General features: G+C 69.5%; 13 protein-coding genes. 8 read left to right on the top strand and 5 right to left on the bottom strand.

Annotation, left to right across the window (positions count from 1 at the left end):
• Nucleotides 1-30 precede the first annotated feature (30 nt).
• Genes BJ980_RS14925 through BJ980_RS14940 form a run of 4 tightly spaced genes read left to right on the top strand, consistent with a single transcriptional unit; the run spans nt 31 to nt 4,636 of the window.
• Nucleotides 31-501: a (2Fe-2S)-binding protein gene (locus tag BJ980_RS14925; RefSeq protein ID WP_179503020.1), complete on the top strand. Its 471-nt coding sequence runs from the start codon at nt 31-33 to the stop codon at nt 499-501.
• Nucleotides 498-2,972 (top strand): xanthine dehydrogenase family protein molybdopterin-binding subunit, encoded by a 2,475-nt coding sequence (locus tag BJ980_RS14930; RefSeq protein ID WP_179503021.1) that lies wholly within the window; start codon nt 498-500, stop codon nt 2,970-2,972. Before BJ980_RS14925 ends, BJ980_RS14930 begins: the two co-directional genes overlap by 4 nt.
• The gene (locus BJ980_RS14935) at nt 2,969-3,823 is read left to right on the top strand and encodes an FAD binding domain-containing protein (RefSeq protein ID WP_179503022.1); all 855 of its coding nucleotides are present in this window, start codon (nt 2,969-2,971) and stop codon (nt 3,821-3,823) included. The genes BJ980_RS14930 and BJ980_RS14935 overlap by 4 nt, the downstream gene beginning before the upstream one ends.
• A 3-nt stretch (nt 3,824-3,826) precedes the next feature.
• Nucleotides 3,827-4,636, top strand: a complete 810-nt coding sequence (locus tag BJ980_RS14940) for an SRPBCC domain-containing protein (RefSeq protein ID WP_179503023.1) — start codon at nt 3,827-3,829, stop codon at nt 4,634-4,636.
• 21 nt (nt 4,637-4,657) lie between these two features.
• Here BJ980_RS14940 and BJ980_RS14945 read toward each other — a convergent pair whose 3' ends face one another.
• Complete coding sequence (locus BJ980_RS14945; RefSeq protein WP_179503024.1) at nt 4,658-5,287, bottom strand: alpha-ketoglutarate-dependent dioxygenase AlkB; 630 nt, start codon at nt 5,285-5,287, stop codon at nt 4,658-4,660.
• A gap of 133 nt (nt 5,288-5,420) precedes the next feature.
• Here BJ980_RS14945 and BJ980_RS14950 point away from each other — a divergent pair, with 133 nt between their 5' ends.
• The 4 genes from BJ980_RS14950 to BJ980_RS14965 all read left to right on the top strand — a co-directional run bounded on the left by BJ980_RS14950 (nt 5,421) and on the right by BJ980_RS14965 (nt 10,360).
• Entirely contained in the window at nt 5,421-6,236 is an 816-nt protein-coding gene (locus BJ980_RS14950) for an ABC transporter ATP-binding protein (protein ID WP_179503025.1), read from the top strand.
• Between the two features lie 5 nt (nt 6,237-6,241).
• Complete coding sequence (locus BJ980_RS14955) at nt 6,242-8,782, top strand: ABC transporter permease (RefSeq protein ID WP_179503026.1); 2,541 nt, start codon at nt 6,242-6,244, stop codon at nt 8,780-8,782.
• A gap of 62 nt (nt 8,783-8,844) precedes the next feature.
• The gene (locus tag BJ980_RS14960) at nt 8,845-9,564 is read left to right on the top strand and encodes a GntR family transcriptional regulator (protein WP_343047824.1); all 720 of its coding nucleotides are present in this window, start codon (nt 8,845-8,847) and stop codon (nt 9,562-9,564) included.
• Nucleotides 9,565-9,682: 118 nt separating this feature from the next.
• Complete coding sequence (locus BJ980_RS14965; protein ID WP_179503027.1) at nt 9,683-10,360, top strand: copper homeostasis protein CutC; 678 nt, start codon at nt 9,683-9,685, stop codon at nt 10,358-10,360.
• Between the two features lie 179 nt (nt 10,361-10,539).
• On the opposite strand, the gene BJ980_RS14970 is transcribed toward BJ980_RS14965, so the two are convergent.
• The 4 genes from BJ980_RS14970 to BJ980_RS14985 form a co-directional block, all read right to left on the bottom strand.
• Nucleotides 10,540-11,994: a hypothetical protein gene (locus BJ980_RS14970; protein ID WP_179503028.1), complete on the bottom strand. Its 1,455-nt coding sequence runs from the start codon at nt 11,992-11,994 to the stop codon at nt 10,540-10,542.
• A gap of 32 nt (nt 11,995-12,026) precedes the next feature.
• Entirely contained in the window at nt 12,027-13,658 is a 1,632-nt protein-coding gene (locus BJ980_RS14975; protein ID WP_179503029.1) for a DNA repair helicase XPB, read from the bottom strand.
• Between the two features lie 55 nt (nt 13,659-13,713).
• Nucleotides 13,714-14,241, bottom strand: coding sequence for a CGNR zinc finger domain-containing protein (locus tag BJ980_RS14980; protein ID WP_179503030.1), 528 nt, complete (start codon nt 14,239-14,241; stop codon nt 13,714-13,716).
• A gap of 113 nt (nt 14,242-14,354) precedes the next feature.
• Nucleotides 14,355-16,226 carry a helicase-associated domain-containing protein gene (locus tag BJ980_RS14985; protein ID WP_343047825.1) on the bottom strand — a complete coding sequence of 624 codons (1,872 nt, stop codon included), beginning with the start codon at nt 16,224-16,226 and terminating at the stop codon, nt 14,355-14,357.
• Nucleotides 16,227-16,346 lie beyond the last annotated feature (120 nt).

Here is a 16,346-nt window from a genome sequence, read left to right on the forward strand (position 1 = left end):
CCCCTCCGCAGAGCGTTCCAGGGAGATCACATGACCAAGATCCAGATGACCGTCGACGGGGCCACGGTGTCCGACGACGTCGAACCCCGCATGCTGCTGGTGCACTACCTCCGGGAGAAGGTCGGCAAGACCGGCACCGTGATCGGCTGCGACACCAGCAACTGCGGCGCCTGCACGGTGCACCTCGACGGCCGGAGCGTGAAGTCGTGCAACGTGCTGGCCGTCCAGGCCGACGGACACGAGGTGACCACCGTCGAGGGGCTCGCCAAGGATGGTGAGCTGCACCCGATGCAGGCCGCGTTCCACGAGTGCCATGCACTGCAGTGCGGGTTCTGCACCCCCGGCATGATCATGCAGTCCATCGACCTGCTCAACGACAACCCCAAGCCGTCCGAGGACGAGATCCGGTTGGGGCTCGAGGGCAACCTGTGCCGCTGCACCGGCTACCACAACATCGTGCGCGCCGTGCAGACGGCGTCGGGCCAGGAGGTCGGGTCATGACCGTCACCGAGCAGCCGGCAGCGGAGATCGGCAAGGATCGGCGCCGCAAGGAGGACCAGCGGCTGATCACCGGCCGCACCCGCTGGACCGACAACCTGACCCTGCCCGGGATGTTGCACATGAGCATGGTGCGCAGCCCGTTCGCGCACGCCAGGATCACCTCGATCGACACCACCGAGGCGAAGGCCGCGCCCAACGTGGTCGCCGTGATCACCGGCAAGGACATCGCCGAGGAACAGGGCAGCCTGCCGAACGCGTGGCCGATCACCCCCGACCAGGTCACCCCTGCGCACCCGCCGGTCGCGATCGACCGGGCCACCTTCGCCGGCGAGATCGTCGCTGTCGTGGTGGCACGCAGTGCGGCCGCTGCCCGCGACGCGGCCGAGCTGGTCGACGTCGACTACGAGGAGCTCCCGGCAGCACTCGACCTCAAGGAGTCGGCCGAGGACACAGTGCTGGCACACCCCGACCTGGGCACGAACAAGTCGGCGCTGTGGGTCTTCGACTCCGCCGACGCGGGCACCGGCGGCAACGTCGAGGAGGCGATCGCCAAGGCCCGCCAGGACGGCATCGTCATCGAGCGCGAATATCGCCAGCAACGGTTGATCCCCGCCTTCATGGAGCCCCGTTCCGTGGTGGTGGACCCGACCGGTGAGCAGATCACGATGTGGTCGGCCACCCAGGTCCCGCACATCCTGCGGTTCCTGCTCGCCGCGGTCCTGGGCGTCTCGGAGTCCAAGGTGCGCGTGATCGCCCCGGATGTCGGAGGTGGGTTCGGCGGCAAGCTGCAGACCACTCCCGAGGAGTTCATCGCGATGGTGATGGCTCGGCGCCTGGGCAAGCCGGTGAAGTTCACCGAGACCCGCTCGGAGTCGATGATGGCGGCCCACCACGGGCGCGACCAGTGGCAGCGGCTGACCCTCTCGGCCGAGAAGGACGGCACGGTCACCGGGTTCAAGGTCGACCTGCTCGCCGACCTCGGCTCGCACGTGGCGCTGATCGGCGGCGGCGTACCGGTGCTGGGCGCGTTCATGTACAACGCGATCTACAAGTTCCCCAGCTATCGCTTCCAGGTCCAGACGGTGCTCACCAACAAGGCCTGGACGGATGCCTATCGCGGTGCCGGACGTCCGGAGGCGACGTTCGCCATCGAGCGGATGATGACCGAGCTGGCCGTCGAGCTCGGCGTCGACCCCCTCGAGATCCGGGAGAAGAACTGGATCAAGCACGAGGAGTTCCCGTTCACCTCGGTGGCCGGGCTCGAATATGACTCCGGCAACTACGAGGCGGCCACCGCGCTGGCCAAGGAGCACTTCGGCTATGACGAGCTGCGTGCGGAGCAGGCGCGGCGCCGCGAGGCCAAGGACCCGGTCCAGCTGGGCATCGGGGTCTCGACGTTCACCGAGATGTGCGGATTGGCGCCCTCGCGGGTGCTCGGCTCGCTCGACTACGGCGCCGGCGGCTGGGAGCACGCGAGCGTACGGATGCTGCCCACCGGCAAGGTGGAGGTGCTCACCGGCGCCTCGGCGCACGGTCAGGGGCACGAAACCGCGTTCAGCCAGATCGTCGCCGACCGGCTCGGAGTGCCGTTCGAGGACGTCGAGGTGCTGCACGGCGACACCCAGGTGACGCCGAAGGGCCTGGACACCTATGGCTCCAGGTCGCTGGTGGTCGGCGGTGAGGCACTGGTCCGGGCCGCGGACAAGGTGGTCGAGAAGGCGAAGCCGATCGCGGCCCACCTGCTCGAGGCGTCTGCGGACGACCTCGACTTCGCGGGCGGACGGTTCACCGTGCGTGGCACCGACCAGGGGATGGGGATCGGCGAGATCGCCCTGGCGACCTTCGCGGCCCACAACCTGCCCGATGGTGTCGAGCCGTCGCTGGACAGCGATGCCACCTTCGACCCGGTGAACTTCAACTATCCCCACGGCACTCACCTGTGTGCGGTGGAGATCGACACCGAGACCGGTGCGGTGAAGATGCGCAAGTACACCTGCGTCGACGACATCGGCAACGTGATCAACCCGCTGATCGTCGCCGGTCAGGTGCACGGCGGGCTGGTCCAGGGAATCGCCCAAGCGCTCTGGGAGGAGGCGGTCTACGACGAGTCCGGCACCTTGGTCTCGGCGTCCTTCGTGGACTACCTGGTCCCCACCGCGGCGGACACGATCAGCTTCGACGTGGACCACACCACCACGCCGGCCACCACGAACACGCTCGGCACCAAGGGCGTGGGCGAGGCCGGCACCATCGCCTCGACCCCGGCCGTGGTCAACGCCGTGGTCGACGCCATTCGCCACTTCGGCATCAACGACATCCAGATGCCGTGCACTCCCGAACGCGTCTGGCGCGCGATCCACGACTCCGGTGGGGGTGGTGGCGAACCGACCACGGAGGCGGCCGCGCCGCACTTCGATCCCGCGTCCGGGAACCAGGGCACCGCTGACCGCACGGACGGAGCAGACTCATGATCCCGGCCCAGTTCGACTACCTGGCCCCGGCCACCCTGGAGGAGGCCCTGGCGGCGCTCGCCGAGCACGGTGACGAGGCCAAGATCATCGCCGGCGGCCAGAGCCTGCTGCCGGTGCTGCGGATGCGGCTCAACGCGCCGGAGTGGGTGATCGACCTCGGTCGCATCGAGAGCCTGCGCGGCGTGCGCGACGAGGGCGACTCCCTGGTCGTCGGCGCGATGACCACGCATGCCGACGTACGCACGGATCCGCTGATCGCCGAGCACGCGAACCTCATCCAGCGGGCGGTCGAGCACCTCGCCGACGCCCAGATCCGACACCGCGGCACGTTCGGCGGTGCGTTGGCCCACGCCGACCCGGCCGGCGACCTGGGGGCGCCGGCACTCGCGTTGCAGGCCGAGTTCGTGATCACCGGGGCCGGCGGGGAGCGTACGGTCGCTGCGGCCGACTTCTTCGAGGACTTCATGACCACCGCGATCGGTGACGACGAGATCCTCACCGCGGTCCGGATCCCGAAGCACACCGGCTGGGGTGCGCACTACGAGAAGTTCGTCCGGGTGGTCCACCAGTGGCCCATCGTTGCCGTGGCCGCGACGGTGCGCACCGAGGGCGACACGATCGCCGAGGCGCGCATCGGGCTGACCAACATGGGGTCGGTGCCGCTGCGGGCGCAGGGGGTGGAGTCGGCGCTGGCAGGTCAGCCGGCGACCGAGGACGCCGTACGCCGTGCCGTTGCGGGCGTCGCGGAGGGCACCAACCCGCCCTCGGACCTCAACGGGGACGCCGACTATCGCCGGCACCTCGCCGTCGTGCTCACCCGTCGCGCGGTGCTCGCCGCGATCGGAGGCTGAGCCGTGGACCTGACCCACGAGTTCACCGTGCCGGCCTCGATCGACGAGACCTGGCTGGCCTTCAACGACCTCGAGTCGGTGGCCGGGTGCTTCCCGGGGGCGACGGTCACCTCGATCGAGGGCGACACCTTCACAGGCAGCTGCAAGGTGAAGCTGGGGCCGATCGCCCTGGTCTACAACGGCACCGGCAGCTTCACCGAGAAGGACGAAGCCGCCCACGTCATGAAGATCACCGCGAAGGGCAAGGACAAGCGTGGCAACGGGACAGCCGGGGCCGACGTCGTTGCCACGATGGTCGCCGTCAGTGATGCGGAGACCCGGGTGACGGTGGTGACCGACCTCAACATCACCGGCAAGCCCGCCCAGTTCGGGCGCGGCGTGATCCAGGACATCAGCGACAAGCTGCTCGGTCAGTTCGTCGAGTGCCTGAAGACGAAGGTCGGCGGTGCTGGCGAGGCGGATGTCGATGCCGGGCCGGCATCGGTGCCCACCGGTGCGCCTGCGTCGGTCGCGCCGGGAGGTGATCCGGACTCCGGTCCTTCGTCGGCCTCCGGGCCGGGACCGGTGCCGTCCGCGGCTGCCCCGGGCTCGTCAGCCGCTGGCTCGTCCACCTCGCCACCGGCCGCCTCGGGCTCGTCGGGTGCTGGCTCGTCCGCCCCGCCCGCCCCCGATCAGGCGCTCGACCTGGGGGCGACCGTGCTCCCGATCCTGCTCAAGTCCTACGGCAAGCAGATCGCCGCGGGCCTGGGCGTGCTGGCCGTGGTGGTCTGGATCCGCAGGCGTCGCCGTTGCTGTCGCTGCTGTCGCGACTGACTTCGCAACCAGGCCTGTCGCTCAGAAGACGTTGCGCGGCCGGAACTGCACCGAGATCCGGGGACCGGCGTGCGCGGTCTTCGGCACGGCGTGCTCCCAGGTGCGCTGGCACGATCCGCCCATCACCAGCAGGTCGCCGTGGCCCATCGTGAACGAGACCGACGTCCCGCCGCCGCGCGGGCGCAGCTGGAGCCGTCGCGGATCGCCGAAGGAGACGATCGCGACCATGGTGTCCTGGTGCCGTCCGCGACCCAGGTCGTCACCGTGCCAGGCCACCGAGTCACGGCCATCGCGGTAGTAGCAGCATCCAGCTGACACGAACGGTTCGCCCAGCTCGTCGGCGTAGTGGTCCGAGAGCGCGTCGCGCGCGTCGTCGAGCAGGGCGTGGGGGAGCGGGTCGCCGGGCATGTAGGTGTGCACGAGTCGCGGGACGTCGACCACCTTGTCCCACATCTGGCGTTGCTCGGCGCGCCATGGCACGTCGTCGACCAGGGCGGCGAAGACGTCGTCGGCACCGCTCACCCAGTTCGGCCGGATGTCGATCCACGCGCCGGCGGACAGCGGCGTACGCCGGGTGCTCGCCAGGCCGGTCAGCGCCGGCGTCGTGGTCTGTGCGGCATCGAAGAGGCTTGCCTGGAACTGCACGCTCATGTGCGACAGCCTAGCAGTTGATCGAACACGCGTTCGATCAATATTGCCGGTGTCGGGGTTCACCCTGAGTCGCCCCGGAACCGGTGGCAAAGCACTTGCCCCGCACCGGTCCGGATCGCCTAGGTTTGTCGCCATGACAACTCGCGCATCGACCGGGACGGCCGCGCCGGCAGCCCGGGTGCAGAACCTGGTCAAGACCTACGGCGTGGGGCAGGCCGAGGTCCGGGCCCTCGACGACGTCACCCTCGACATCCACGCCGGCGAGTTCACCGCCGTGATGGGCCCCAGCGGGTCCGGAAAGTCCACCCTGATGCACTGCTGCGCAGCCCTCGACCGCGCCGACAGTGGGTCGGTCCAGATCGGCGAGCACCAGCTGTCCGGGATGAACGACAAGGCGCTGACCCGGCTGCGCCGCGACGAGATCGGCTTCGTCTTCCAGTCCTTCAACCTGGTCCCCACGCTGACCGCGGAGGAGAACATCACCCTGCCGATCTCGATCGCGGGGAAGAAGCCGGACCGCGCGTGGTTCGACCAGGTGATCGCCACCGTCGACCTCGGCTCGCGACTGGCGCACAAGCCCAACGAGCTCTCCGGAGGCCAGCAGCAGCGCGTCGCCGTCGCCCGCGCCCTGGTCAGCCGCCCGAGCATCGTGTTCGCCGACGAGCCGACCGGCAACCTCGACTCCCGCTCGGGTGCCGAGGTGCTGCAACTGCTCCGCAGCAGCGTCGACGAGCACGGACAGACCATCGTCATGGTCACCCACGACCCGGTCGCCGCCGCCTGGACCGACCGCGTCGTCTTCCTCGCCGACGGCAAGATCGTCGACGAGCTGCGCAACCCCGACCGCGACCAGATCCTGGCCAAGATGCAGGAGCTCGCGAACGAGGCACCTGTGCCCACAGGGCCGGCATCCTCCGATGCCGCCGCCCCGCGGTCAGCGCGAGGCTGAGCGCCATGTGGAAGGTGACCTGGCGCAACCTGCTTGCCCGCAAGGTCCGGCTCGCGCTCTCCGGCTTCGCGATCGTCCTAGGCGTCGCGTTCGTGGCCGGGACGCTGATCTTCACCGACGCCATGGGCGGCACGTTCGACGACATCATCGAGGGCTCCACCGCGGACGTCGAGATCGCCTACGACGGGGCAGGGGACTTCGACTCCGCCCAGGACAACCGCACGATCCCGGCCTCCGTGGTCGCCGAGCTGGAGCAGCTCGAGGGCGTCGAGTCGGTGCACCCGATGATCTCGCTCCAGTCGGTCTTCGTGCTCGACACGAAGGGCAAGGTGATCGGTGGCAACGGCCCGCCCGGACTCGCCTTCAACCCCACCTCGGCCCGGTCGATGACCGGCAAGCCGATCCTCACCGTCGACCGGGGCCGGATGCCCGACGGACCGAAGCAGGTGGCGCTCGACGTCGACACCGCCGACAAGGCCGGCTACGAGATCGGTGACACCGTCACCCTGGTCACCGGCGCCACGCCCCCCAAGGTCGAGGCCGAGCTCGTGGGTCTGGTGGAGTTCGGCGCCGGCGGCACCAACGGCGCCACGCTCTCTCTGCTCGAGGCGACGTACATGCAGGACCTCTTCCTCGACGGCAAGGACGCCTACAACGCGATCTCGCTCAACGCCGAGGACGGGGTGAGCCAGCGCGAGCTGGCCGACCGGGCCCAGGCGGTGCTGCCCGAGGGCGTCAAGGCGTGGACCGGCGACGAGTACGTCGAGAAGAACAAGGCCAGCCTGGACGAGATCATGGGCTTCCTGACCACCTTCCTGCTGGTCTTCGCCGGGGTCTCCCTGGTCGTCGGGATCTTCCTGATCATCAACACCTTCTCGATCCTGATCGCGCAGCGCAGCCGTGAGCTCGCGCTGCTGAGGGCACTGGGCGCATCCCGCAAGCAGGTCAACCGCTCGGTGATCGCCGAGGCGCTCGCGGTCGGGGTGGTCGGCTCCACCTTCGGCCTGGGACTGGGCTATCTCCTCGCGATGGGGCTGCGCGAGCTCTTCGCGACGTTCGGGCTCGACCTCGGCTCGGCGGTCTTCTCGATCTCGCCGTCCACGATCTTCTGGGCCTACGCCGTGGGCCTGGTCGTCACCGCCGTCGCCGCGGTGACCCCGGCGATCCGGGCCTCGCGGATCCCGCCGATGGCCGCGTTGCGTGACGACGTGGCGATGCCGGAGTCGACCCTGCGCCGGCGCCTGGTGGTCGGCACCGTGCTGGTGCTGGCCGGCGCCGCCTCGATGGTCTTCGGGTTCATGGGCGAGGGCAGCCTCGGCCTCTCCCTGATCGGTCTCGGTGCACTGCTGGTCCTGGTCGGTGTCTCCCTGATGAGCGCGATCCTCGGGCGGCCGCTGCTCAACCTGTTCGGCGTCATCTATCGCCGGCTCTTCGGCACAGTGGGCAACCTCGCCGCACAGAACACGCTGCGCAACCCACGACGTACGGCGGCCACCGCCAGCGCGCTGATGATCGGGCTGGCCCTGATGTCGATGATGTCGATCTTCGGTGCGTCGGCCTCGGCCAGCACCGACGAGGCCATCAAGGAGACGCTGACCTCCCAGTTCGTGATCTCGAACGTCGTCGGCCAGCCGTTCTCGCCCGACATCGCCGCCCAGGTGCGCAAGGTCGACGGCGTCGAGGGCGTCACCTCGATGCGCACCGGTTATCCGGAGATCGGCAACGGGTCGGCGTTCGTGCTCGGGATCGATCCCAAGGACATGGCCAGCGCCTTCAACCTCGAGGTCATCGACGGGTCGGTCTCCGACCTGGGGCCCGGCAAGGTGGCCGTCAGCGAGAACCAGGCAGAGAAGTACGGCTATCGGGTCGGCAAGAGCTTCCCGATGACCTTCCAGGCCGGCGCCCAGGAGCTGGAGGTGGCGGTGATCTTCGCGGCCGGGGGAGTCCCGGGTGACTTCATCGTCTCCCCGGACACCCTGGAGAAGGGCGGCCAGGTCCCGCTTGACGCGATGGTCTTCGTGAACCTCGCCGACAATGCCGACAACGACGCGGTCCGCAAGGACATCGAGGCGATCACCGACGAGCTGCCCACGGTCACCGTGAAGGACCCGGAAGGTTTCGCCGAGGAGCAGAAGGCGCAGATCAACCAGTTCCTCTACATGATCTATGGTCTGCTCGGCCTCTCGGTGGTGATTGCCATCCTGGGCGTGGTCAACACGCTCAGCCTCTCCGTCATCGAGCGGACCCGCGAGGTCGGGCTGCTCCGGGCGGTCGGTCTCGGGCGACGCCAGCTGCGCACGATGATCCGGCTCGAATCGGTCGTCGTTGCCGTGTTCGGCGCGGTGCTCGGGCTGGTGATGGGTGTGATCTTCGGGTCCACCCTGGTCAAGGCGCTGACCGACCAGGGCCTCACCGAGCTGTCGATCCCGTGGGGACTGCTCGCCGGGTTCGTGATCGGCTCGGCCGTGCTCGGTGTGCTGGCCGCGGTCTTCCCGGCCCGGCGTGCGGCCCGATTGGACGTGCTGACGGCGATCGCGACCGAGTAGTCACCGCGGGCGGATTCGCAGAACCGCGGACCGCCGGCCCTCGAGATCCCTACACTTTTCCCGTGACAGGATCCGTGGGGGATCGGCGTACAACGACGCTGAAGCACGTAGTCGTGCGCGACTACTTGCGCGAGTTCATCGCCGATCGTCCGATCGGTGCGCCCGCGCCGTCCGAGCGTCACCTGGTGTCCCGCTTCGGGGTGGCCCGAATGACGGTCCGCCAAGCGATCGAGTCGCTGGTCGCCGAGGGCCTGCTGGTGCGGGTGCGCGGCAAGGGAACGTTCGTGGCCGAGCCCCGGGCGCACGTGGGGCAGCTGCGCGGCTTCACCGATGAGATGGGAGCACGCGGCCTCGAGCCCGGTTCGCGCACGCTCGTGGCACGCCGCGAGAAGGCGGGCCCGGGCGTGGCCCGCGCGCTCGGGCTGACCGAGGGCGACGCGGTCCTGCGCTGGCGCAGGGTCCGCACCGCGGACGGCGTACCGATCGCGGTCGAGAACACCTGGCTCAGTGAGGTCCTGGTGCCCGGCTTCCTGGAGACGGGGCTGCCGGAGAGCCTGTACGACGCACTCGCGCAACGTGGTCTGCGACCGACCTGGGCCGAGGACGCGATCAGCGCCGAGCTCTTCGGTGCCGAGGACGCCGCCGTCCTCGACGTACCGGTCGGGTCGGCGGCGCTGCGGGTGAGTCGTCGCGCGGTCAGGGACGACAAGACCCTCGGCGTCTCGCGCACCCTGTATCGCTCGGACCGCTACACGCTCTGGGCGCAGTTCGAGGATCGCTGATCGATCGCGGCTCGTGTTGAGCGGATGCTGGCTTGGAATGCAGTGCCCGGAAGGCCGTGCTCGGAATGCTGTGTGCGGAATGCCGTGTCCGGGCGCGGGCTGCACATAGGGTTCGACCATGAGCCTGCTGCTCGAGATCGCGGTCCACGGCCCGCGCGACGTGTTCGGTGCCCAGGAGGGTGGCGCGGACCGGCTGCTGCTCACCGGCGCCAAAGGCATGTCGCCCGACCTGACCGAGGCCTCGGCGCTGCTGCGCGAGAGCGACCTGCCGGTGCGGGTGATGCTCCGGCTCAACGACTCCTGGACCACGACCGGTGGCGAGTTCACCCGACTGGTCGGGCTGGCCCAGGAATACGTCGCTCTGGGTGCGGAGGGGGTCGCGTTCGGCTTCCTCGACTCCGATCTCGAGGTCGACACCGGCACCTGCACGGCCCTGGCCGAGGCGATCACCGGAATCCCGTGGACGTTCCACGAGGCCGTCGATGCGTGCCTCGACTCGCGTCGGGCCTGGCGCCGGCTGCACGGCATCCCGGGGCTGGACGCCGTACTCGCCTCCGGTTCGCCGCAGGGTCTCTCGCACGGCTATGAGGACCTGCTCGCCCAGGCCCAGGCCTCGCCGGAGAGTGCCGCCCTGATGCTGCCCGGGCACGGACTGCTGCCCGAGCACGTGCCGTGGTTGGCGCGGGCGGGGGTGCGCCAGGTGCACGTCGGTCGGCAGGTGCGCCCGGGTGCGTCGTACAAGGCCTATGTCGACGCCGGGCACGTGCGCTCCTGGCGACTCCTCCTCGACTCCTGACCCCGACCCGTCGTGAATTCACATTCCGCGGGCCCCACCTTGCGCTGACCCGTCGCGAATTCACCGTCTGCGGGCCACCCCCTGCGCCGACCCGTCGTGAATTCACCCCGTCTGCCCCGCTCAGAACGTGAATTCACGACGGGTCAGCGAGAGCGGGGGGTGGCGTGGAGCGAGGGGAGTTACTGGCAGGTGGTTGCCAGCTCCTGGATCCGCCCCATCACCTCGGGATCTCCGACGCCGAACTCGGGGTCGGTCAGCTGCTCGACGGAGTACTCGGTGGCCAGGGCAGCCGAGTAGCACTGCGCCATCGCTGCCGGAGCGCCCGACTGCAGCAGCTGGGCGCCGAGCGAGGACCGCACGGTGACCAGCTGCAGAGCCTCCTGGGAGGAGTCCGAGCCCAGGCGCGAGTCGTCACCGGAGTCGCAGGACTCGAGCCGCACCGTCTTGCCATTCCTGGTCACCTGCGCAGCACCGTCCGGAAGCGCCTTGCTCCAGCTGGTCAGCGCCGAGTCGATCTCGGCGGTGTCCTTGTCGGAGTCACCGATGAAGTCGGAGGTGATGCAGGTCTTGTCGTCCTTCTCGAACGCGACGTAGTGGTCACCGCCCCAACCGTCAGCGGCCTCGAGCGCGTCGGTGAGCGGAAGGTGCTCGGCGAGCACCAGGTAGAGGAAGAGCGCGCCGAACTCACCGGAGTCGAACTCCTTCTCGCCCGTGGGGACCTTGGGCTCGTCGACCTTGATCGCCGGCTCCTGGTCGTTGACCCACGTCCACGGGTCGAGCAGGTGCTCCTCGGTGCTCGGCGGGTCACCGAACATCTTGTCGACGGACTTGTTGCCCTCCTCGGCGGCCGCCAAGGTGACCAGCGGCTGCCCGAGGGCGTACGGCGTGCTCATCAGGACCACGAGGATCTGCGGGATCTTGTCCAGCTTCTTGAGCATCTCGCCCTGATCGGTCTCCTGGGACTTCTGCAGGGACTCCTGTTCCTTGGCCGGCAAGGAGGCGACGTATGCCGACTCGATCCGGGAGGCGTCACCCTCGACGAGCCCGCGATAGACGGCCGCGGCGGTGCCCTCCTTGTCCTCGTCCAGCTCATCGAACTTCTTGCCGAGGTCGAAGTGCTGGTCCTGCAGGGCGTGGGTCAGCTCGTGCACCAGGGTCTTGGTGACCGCCGGCGTCATCTTGTCGCCGCGCACCCGGATCCGCTTGTCCTCGAAGGAGTAGAACCCCAGGGTTCCGTCGCCGGTGAGCGCGTTCATCTCCTTGAACAGGTCGACGTCGCTCTTCAGCAGGCCCAACGCACGCAGCAGCCCGGAGGTCTGGTCGAGCTCGTCCTTGTCCTCCTGGGTCAGATCGCCCTCATCGGCGGTCATGTCCTTGCGGAAGTCCTTCTCGGAACGGAAGTCGACGTGGACCGGGTGCTCGAACTCCAGGCCACGCTCCTTCTCCACGATCGGGATCAGGTCGGCCACCCGGGAGTCCCACTCGTCGGGGTGGTCCGAGTCGCGATCGAGGAGGACGAACACCACGGCGGCGGCTCCGAGCAGCACGAGGGCGACACCCACGATCAGGATCAGCAGGCCTCGGCGGGGTCGCTTGCGCGCGGGGTGCGCCACGGGGGCGTCGTACGGGGTCACCGGGCGAGCCTACAGACGACACATCGGTGCGATCAGAGGTCGTCCTCGTCGATGATCCGATAGGCGTAGCCCTGCTCGGCAAGGAACCGCTGCCGGTTCTGCGCGAAGTCCGCGTCGACCGTGTCGCGCGAGACGATCGTGTAGAAGTGCGCCGACTTTCCCTCCGACTTCGGGCGCAGCAGGCGACCCAAACGCTGCGCCTCCTCCTGCCGTGAGCCGAAGGACCCGGAGACCTGGATCGCGACCTCGGCAGAGGGCAGGTCGATGGAGAAGTTCGCGACCTTGGAGACCACGAGCAGGTCGAGCTGACCCGAACGGAACTCCTCGAAGAGCCGCTGACGCTCCTTCACCGAGGTCTCGCCCTTGATCACCGGTGCATCGAGCGCGGCGGCGAGCTCGTCGAGCTGGTCGATGTACTGCCCGATCACCAGCGTGGGCTGACCCTTGTGCTGCGCCACCAGACGGCGTACGACGTCGATCTTGTGGTGGGTGCACGCGGCCAACCGATAGCGCTCCTCGGGCTCCGCGGTGGCATAGGCCAGCCGCTCCGAGGATGGCAGGGTCACCCGCACCTCGACACAGTCGGCAGGCGCGATCCAGCCCTGCGACTCGATGTCCTTCCACGGGGCGTCATAGCGCTTGGGGCCGATCAGCGAGAACACGTCGCCCTCGCGGCCGTCCTCGCGCACCAGCGTCGCGGTCAGGCCGAGCCGGCGCCGCGCCTGCAGGTCGGCGGTCATCCGGAAGATCGGCGCGGGCAGCAGGTGCACCTCGTCATAGACGATGAGGCCCCAGTCGCGGGCGTCGAGGAGCTCGAGGTGCGGATAGGCGCCCTTCCGCTTCAGCGTGAGCACCTGGTACGTCGCGATGGTGACCGGTCGGATCTCCTTCATCGCGCCGGAGTACTCGCCGATCTCGTCCTCGGTCAGCGAGGTCCGCTTGATCAGCTCGTTCTTCCACTGCCGCGCGGAGACGGTGTTGGTGACCAGGATCAGGGTGGTGGCCTGGGCGTGGCCCATGGCCGCGGCGCCGACGATGGTCTTGCCGGCGCCACAGGGGAGTACGACGACCCCGGAGCCGCCGTGCCAGAAGGACTCGGCTGCCTCGGACTGGTAGGGACGCAGCTCCCAGCCGTCCTCGGCGAGGGAGATCGGGTGTGCCTCGCCGTCGACATAGCCCGCATAGTCCTCGGCCGGCCAGCCCAGCTTGAGCAGCGCCTGCTTGAGGTTGCCGCGCTCGGAGCCGTGCACGGCCACGGTGTCGGAGTCGATCCGGTCGCCGATCATTCCCTTGATCTTCTTGGCGCGCAGCACCTCCTCGAGCACGGGACGGTCGTTGGAGGCCAGTACGAGTCCGTGGACGGGGTGCTTCTCCAGTCGCAGCCGCCCGAACCGGGACATCGTCTCGGCGACGTCGACCAGCAGCGAGTGCGGCACCGGATAGCGGGAGTACTTCAACAGGACGTCGACGACCTGCTCGGCGTCGTGGCCGGCAGCGCGCGCGTTCCACAGGCCCAGCGGAGTGAGCCGATAGGTGTGCACGTGCTCGGGGGAGCGCTCGAGCTCCGCAAAGGGCGCGATCGCCTTGCGGCACTCGGCCGCATCCTCGTGGTCGATCTCGAGCAGGAGGGTCTTGTCGGACTGGACGATCAGCGGGCCATTCACCCGGCAAGCCTACGGATCGCTCCCCGAGACGTCCTCCTGTGGGGCTGTCGCGCGCTCAGCCCGTGGCCGCGGCCCGCTGCCGGGCCCGGTAGGCGGCGACGTTGGCACGCGAGGAGCACCGGTCCGAGCAGTAGCGGCGCGAACGGTTGGGCGAGGTGTCCACATAGACGCGATCGCACTTGGCGGCCGAGCAGATCCCCAGGCGCGCGGCGCCCAGGTCGCAGACCAGGTTGGCCAGCCCGAGCAACGACTCGGAGATGATCAGGTCGGAGACGGTCGAGGCCTTGTTGGCCACGTGCAGCTGAAGCTTGCCCGGCGCGTGCTCGAAGATCCGGGGCGTGATCGGGTGCCGCTCCATGAGCGCGTTGAGCCCGTTGACCGTCCCCTGCGGGTCGTCGTTCTCGGCTGCCTCGAAGACGGGCCGCAACTGCGTCTGAAACTTTCGCAGCGCGGGGATGTCCTTGTCGACGATCTGGCGGTGCAGCCACTCGCGGCCCTCGAGGAAGTCGATCAGCGCATCGGCATCGGCCAGGTCTGCGTTCAGCAGACCGGCTGCGGCCTCGGCATATCCAACGACGTCCATGCCACGAGTCTACGGATGGCGTGCACGCGCGGGTGCCGCGGTCAGGAACCTCCGCGCAGACAGAGGGCTGCGACGGGGCCACGCCGCGTTCGTCGTACGCCGCTGCGCAGCGGTCAGCTGGCCAGGGCCCGGACCGCGTTGAGCCGGTGGATGGCGAAGGTGCGCTGGTCCTCACTGCGATGGTCGTACGCCGTCAGTTGGCCGCCCTCGATCCGTACCGGGTCGACGACGCGCTCGGTGGCCGTCCCGTGGCTGTCGAGATAGCTGATCCACACGCTTCCGCCGGCCTCGATCGCCTGCCTGAGCAGGGCAAGTGAGTCCGCAGGGGTGGTGGCCACCCGCTCCTCTGGCCGGGCGTCGCGGGCCCGGTCGCCGGCGCGGATCGCGCTGACGGCATGCGTCACCTGGGCCATCTCCCGGGCCGCGTCGCGCCCGGCCGCTCGGGCCTTCGGGGTGCGGGCGCGGTGCACGTCGGGACGGGCGACGTGCACGGTGCCGTCCTGGGCCTCCACCACCGGAGCCGCACCGAGGTCGCGCAGCCGGGGCAGGAGGATGTCGATCGGGGTGGTGCTGATCAGGACCGTCGGGGCGATCCGGCGCAGCCCGAGGGAGGCAGCGCCGCGGGCACGCAGCAGGGCTTCCAGCTCGGCGGCGTCATCGGTGCGGATGAACGCCTCCGCATAGCCCACCCTGAGCGTTCCGAAGGTGCGCGCCGTGTCATCGACCAGATAGGTCAGCGGTTGGGGCACCTCGGTGCGGGAGACCGAGGAGAGGAACTCGTGGAGCTCGTGCGCCGACCACCCGACGTCGAGGGCACGGCGTACCGACGAGGACGAGAACCGGTAGACCGTCGCCCCGCCGCGGGACTCCACGTCGGCGAGCTGTTGCAGCTTCACCGCCAGCGCGGACTCGAGCGGGCCTGGCGCGATCGCCGTCAGGTCGCCCTGGATCAGGATGTGGTCCAGGGGTTCGGGCAGCAGCGGGTCGAGCAGGGGTGTCGGGTCGTCGCCGGCGACCAGGGCGCGGCCGAAGTCGGAGAGCCCGCCGAGGCCCATCACGCCGAGCAGGGTGGCTTCCTCGATCGACCAGGCGACCAGGCGGGCCTGGGTGGCGGGGCGGCGGGGGCGCAGCCAGGTGGCGCGCGCGACCACGGAAGGCACTCCGGTGCCCGAGGCCAGGACGACGCCGGGTTCCAGTGTGGCCAGCTGGGTCAGCGCGAGCCTGCGGGTGTCGATCATGTGCACGTCGACCAGGCCGGGAGCGAGCGCGTTGAACGCCCGGCCGGCGGAGTCCTTGGCGCCGATCAGGGCGCTGACCCGGGCACTGCCCAGCCATGCCCGGCACAGGGTGGTCCACCGCTCTGCCGCCGAGGCGCGGTGCCAGGAGTCATAGGCGTCGGTCGGCATCCAGGACTCGCTCAGGTCGCCGGGCGAGGCCGTGGCCAGGAGCCCGGCCGAGGCGGCCAGCTCGACCAGGAATCCGGCGGTGCGCTCGTCGACATGGAGCAGGGTCGCGGTGACGCGCAGGTCGCGCACGGACAGCCCGCCGGTGCGCAGGACCGTCGGCGGATGGTTGCCCCAGGTGTCCAGGACCAGGTCCACCCGGCGTACGACGTCGAACGCTGCCCCTGCGGCCGCTCGCGAGACCATCGCCTCGTCGCGCTCGCCGGTGACCAGCTCGGGCATCGCTGCGGGCTCCTCGGTGGCCGCAGCAGGCGCCAACAGTTCGGCGACCACGCTCAGCAGGCGCGGTCCGCTCGACGACTCCCACACCAGGGCGAGGTCCATCAACCGGCCCAACGCGATCGAATCGGGATCCGGTGTTTCAGCGCCACCCACGAGGGCATGAAGTGTCGAGAGCTCGGCCTGGGTCAATCGGTCGAGGGCGCGCAGCACCGAGGCCCTCGTCGCCGCCCGGGAGGCAAGTTGGGATGAGTCGTGAGGAGCAGGCGTGGCCAGGTCCGGGCGGGCGTGCAGGAGCTGCACGAGACGCTCCTCGGGCCATGCGCGTAGTTGGTCCGCGAGGGACCGGAAGTTTTCGACCATCCTCTTCACGCTACTAGTGTCGTGTGTGCACTGTGTCGGCGCGCGCCAGTGCGGAGTGCC

The organism is Nocardioides daedukensis, from assembly GCF_013408415.1.
Taxonomy (GTDB): domain Bacteria; phylum Actinomycetota; class Actinomycetes; order Propionibacteriales; family Nocardioidaceae; genus Nocardioides; species Nocardioides daedukensis.

Bases quoted from the DNA above. Each gene is read 5' to 3' on its own strand.
- BJ980_RS14925 (WP_179503020.1), top strand. From the start codon at position 31: ATGACCAAGATCCAGATGACCGTCGACGGGGCCACGGTGTCCGACGAC.
- BJ980_RS14965 (WP_179503027.1), top strand. From the start codon at position 9,683: ATGAGCCTGCTGCTCGAGATCGCGGTCCACGGCCCGCGCGACGTGTTC.
- BJ980_RS14955 (WP_179503026.1), top strand. From the start codon at position 6,242: ATGTGGAAGGTGACCTGGCGCAACCTGCTTGCCCGCAAGGTCCGGCTC.
- BJ980_RS14935 (WP_179503022.1), top strand. From the start codon at position 2,969: ATGATCCCGGCCCAGTTCGACTACCTGGCCCCGGCCACCCTGGAGGAG.
- BJ980_RS14930 (WP_179503021.1), top strand. From the start codon at position 498: ATGACCGTCACCGAGCAGCCGGCAGCGGAGATCGGCAAGGATCGGCGC.
- BJ980_RS14950 (WP_179503025.1), top strand. From the start codon at position 5,421: ATGACAACTCGCGCATCGACCGGGACGGCCGCGCCGGCAGCCCGGGTG.
- BJ980_RS14945 (WP_179503024.1), bottom strand. From the start codon at position 5,287: ATGAGCGTGCAGTTCCAGGCAAGCCTCTTCGATGCCGCACAGACCACG.
- BJ980_RS14980 (WP_179503030.1), bottom strand. From the start codon at position 14,241: ATGGACGTCGTTGGATATGCCGAGGCCGCAGCCGGTCTGCTGAACGCA.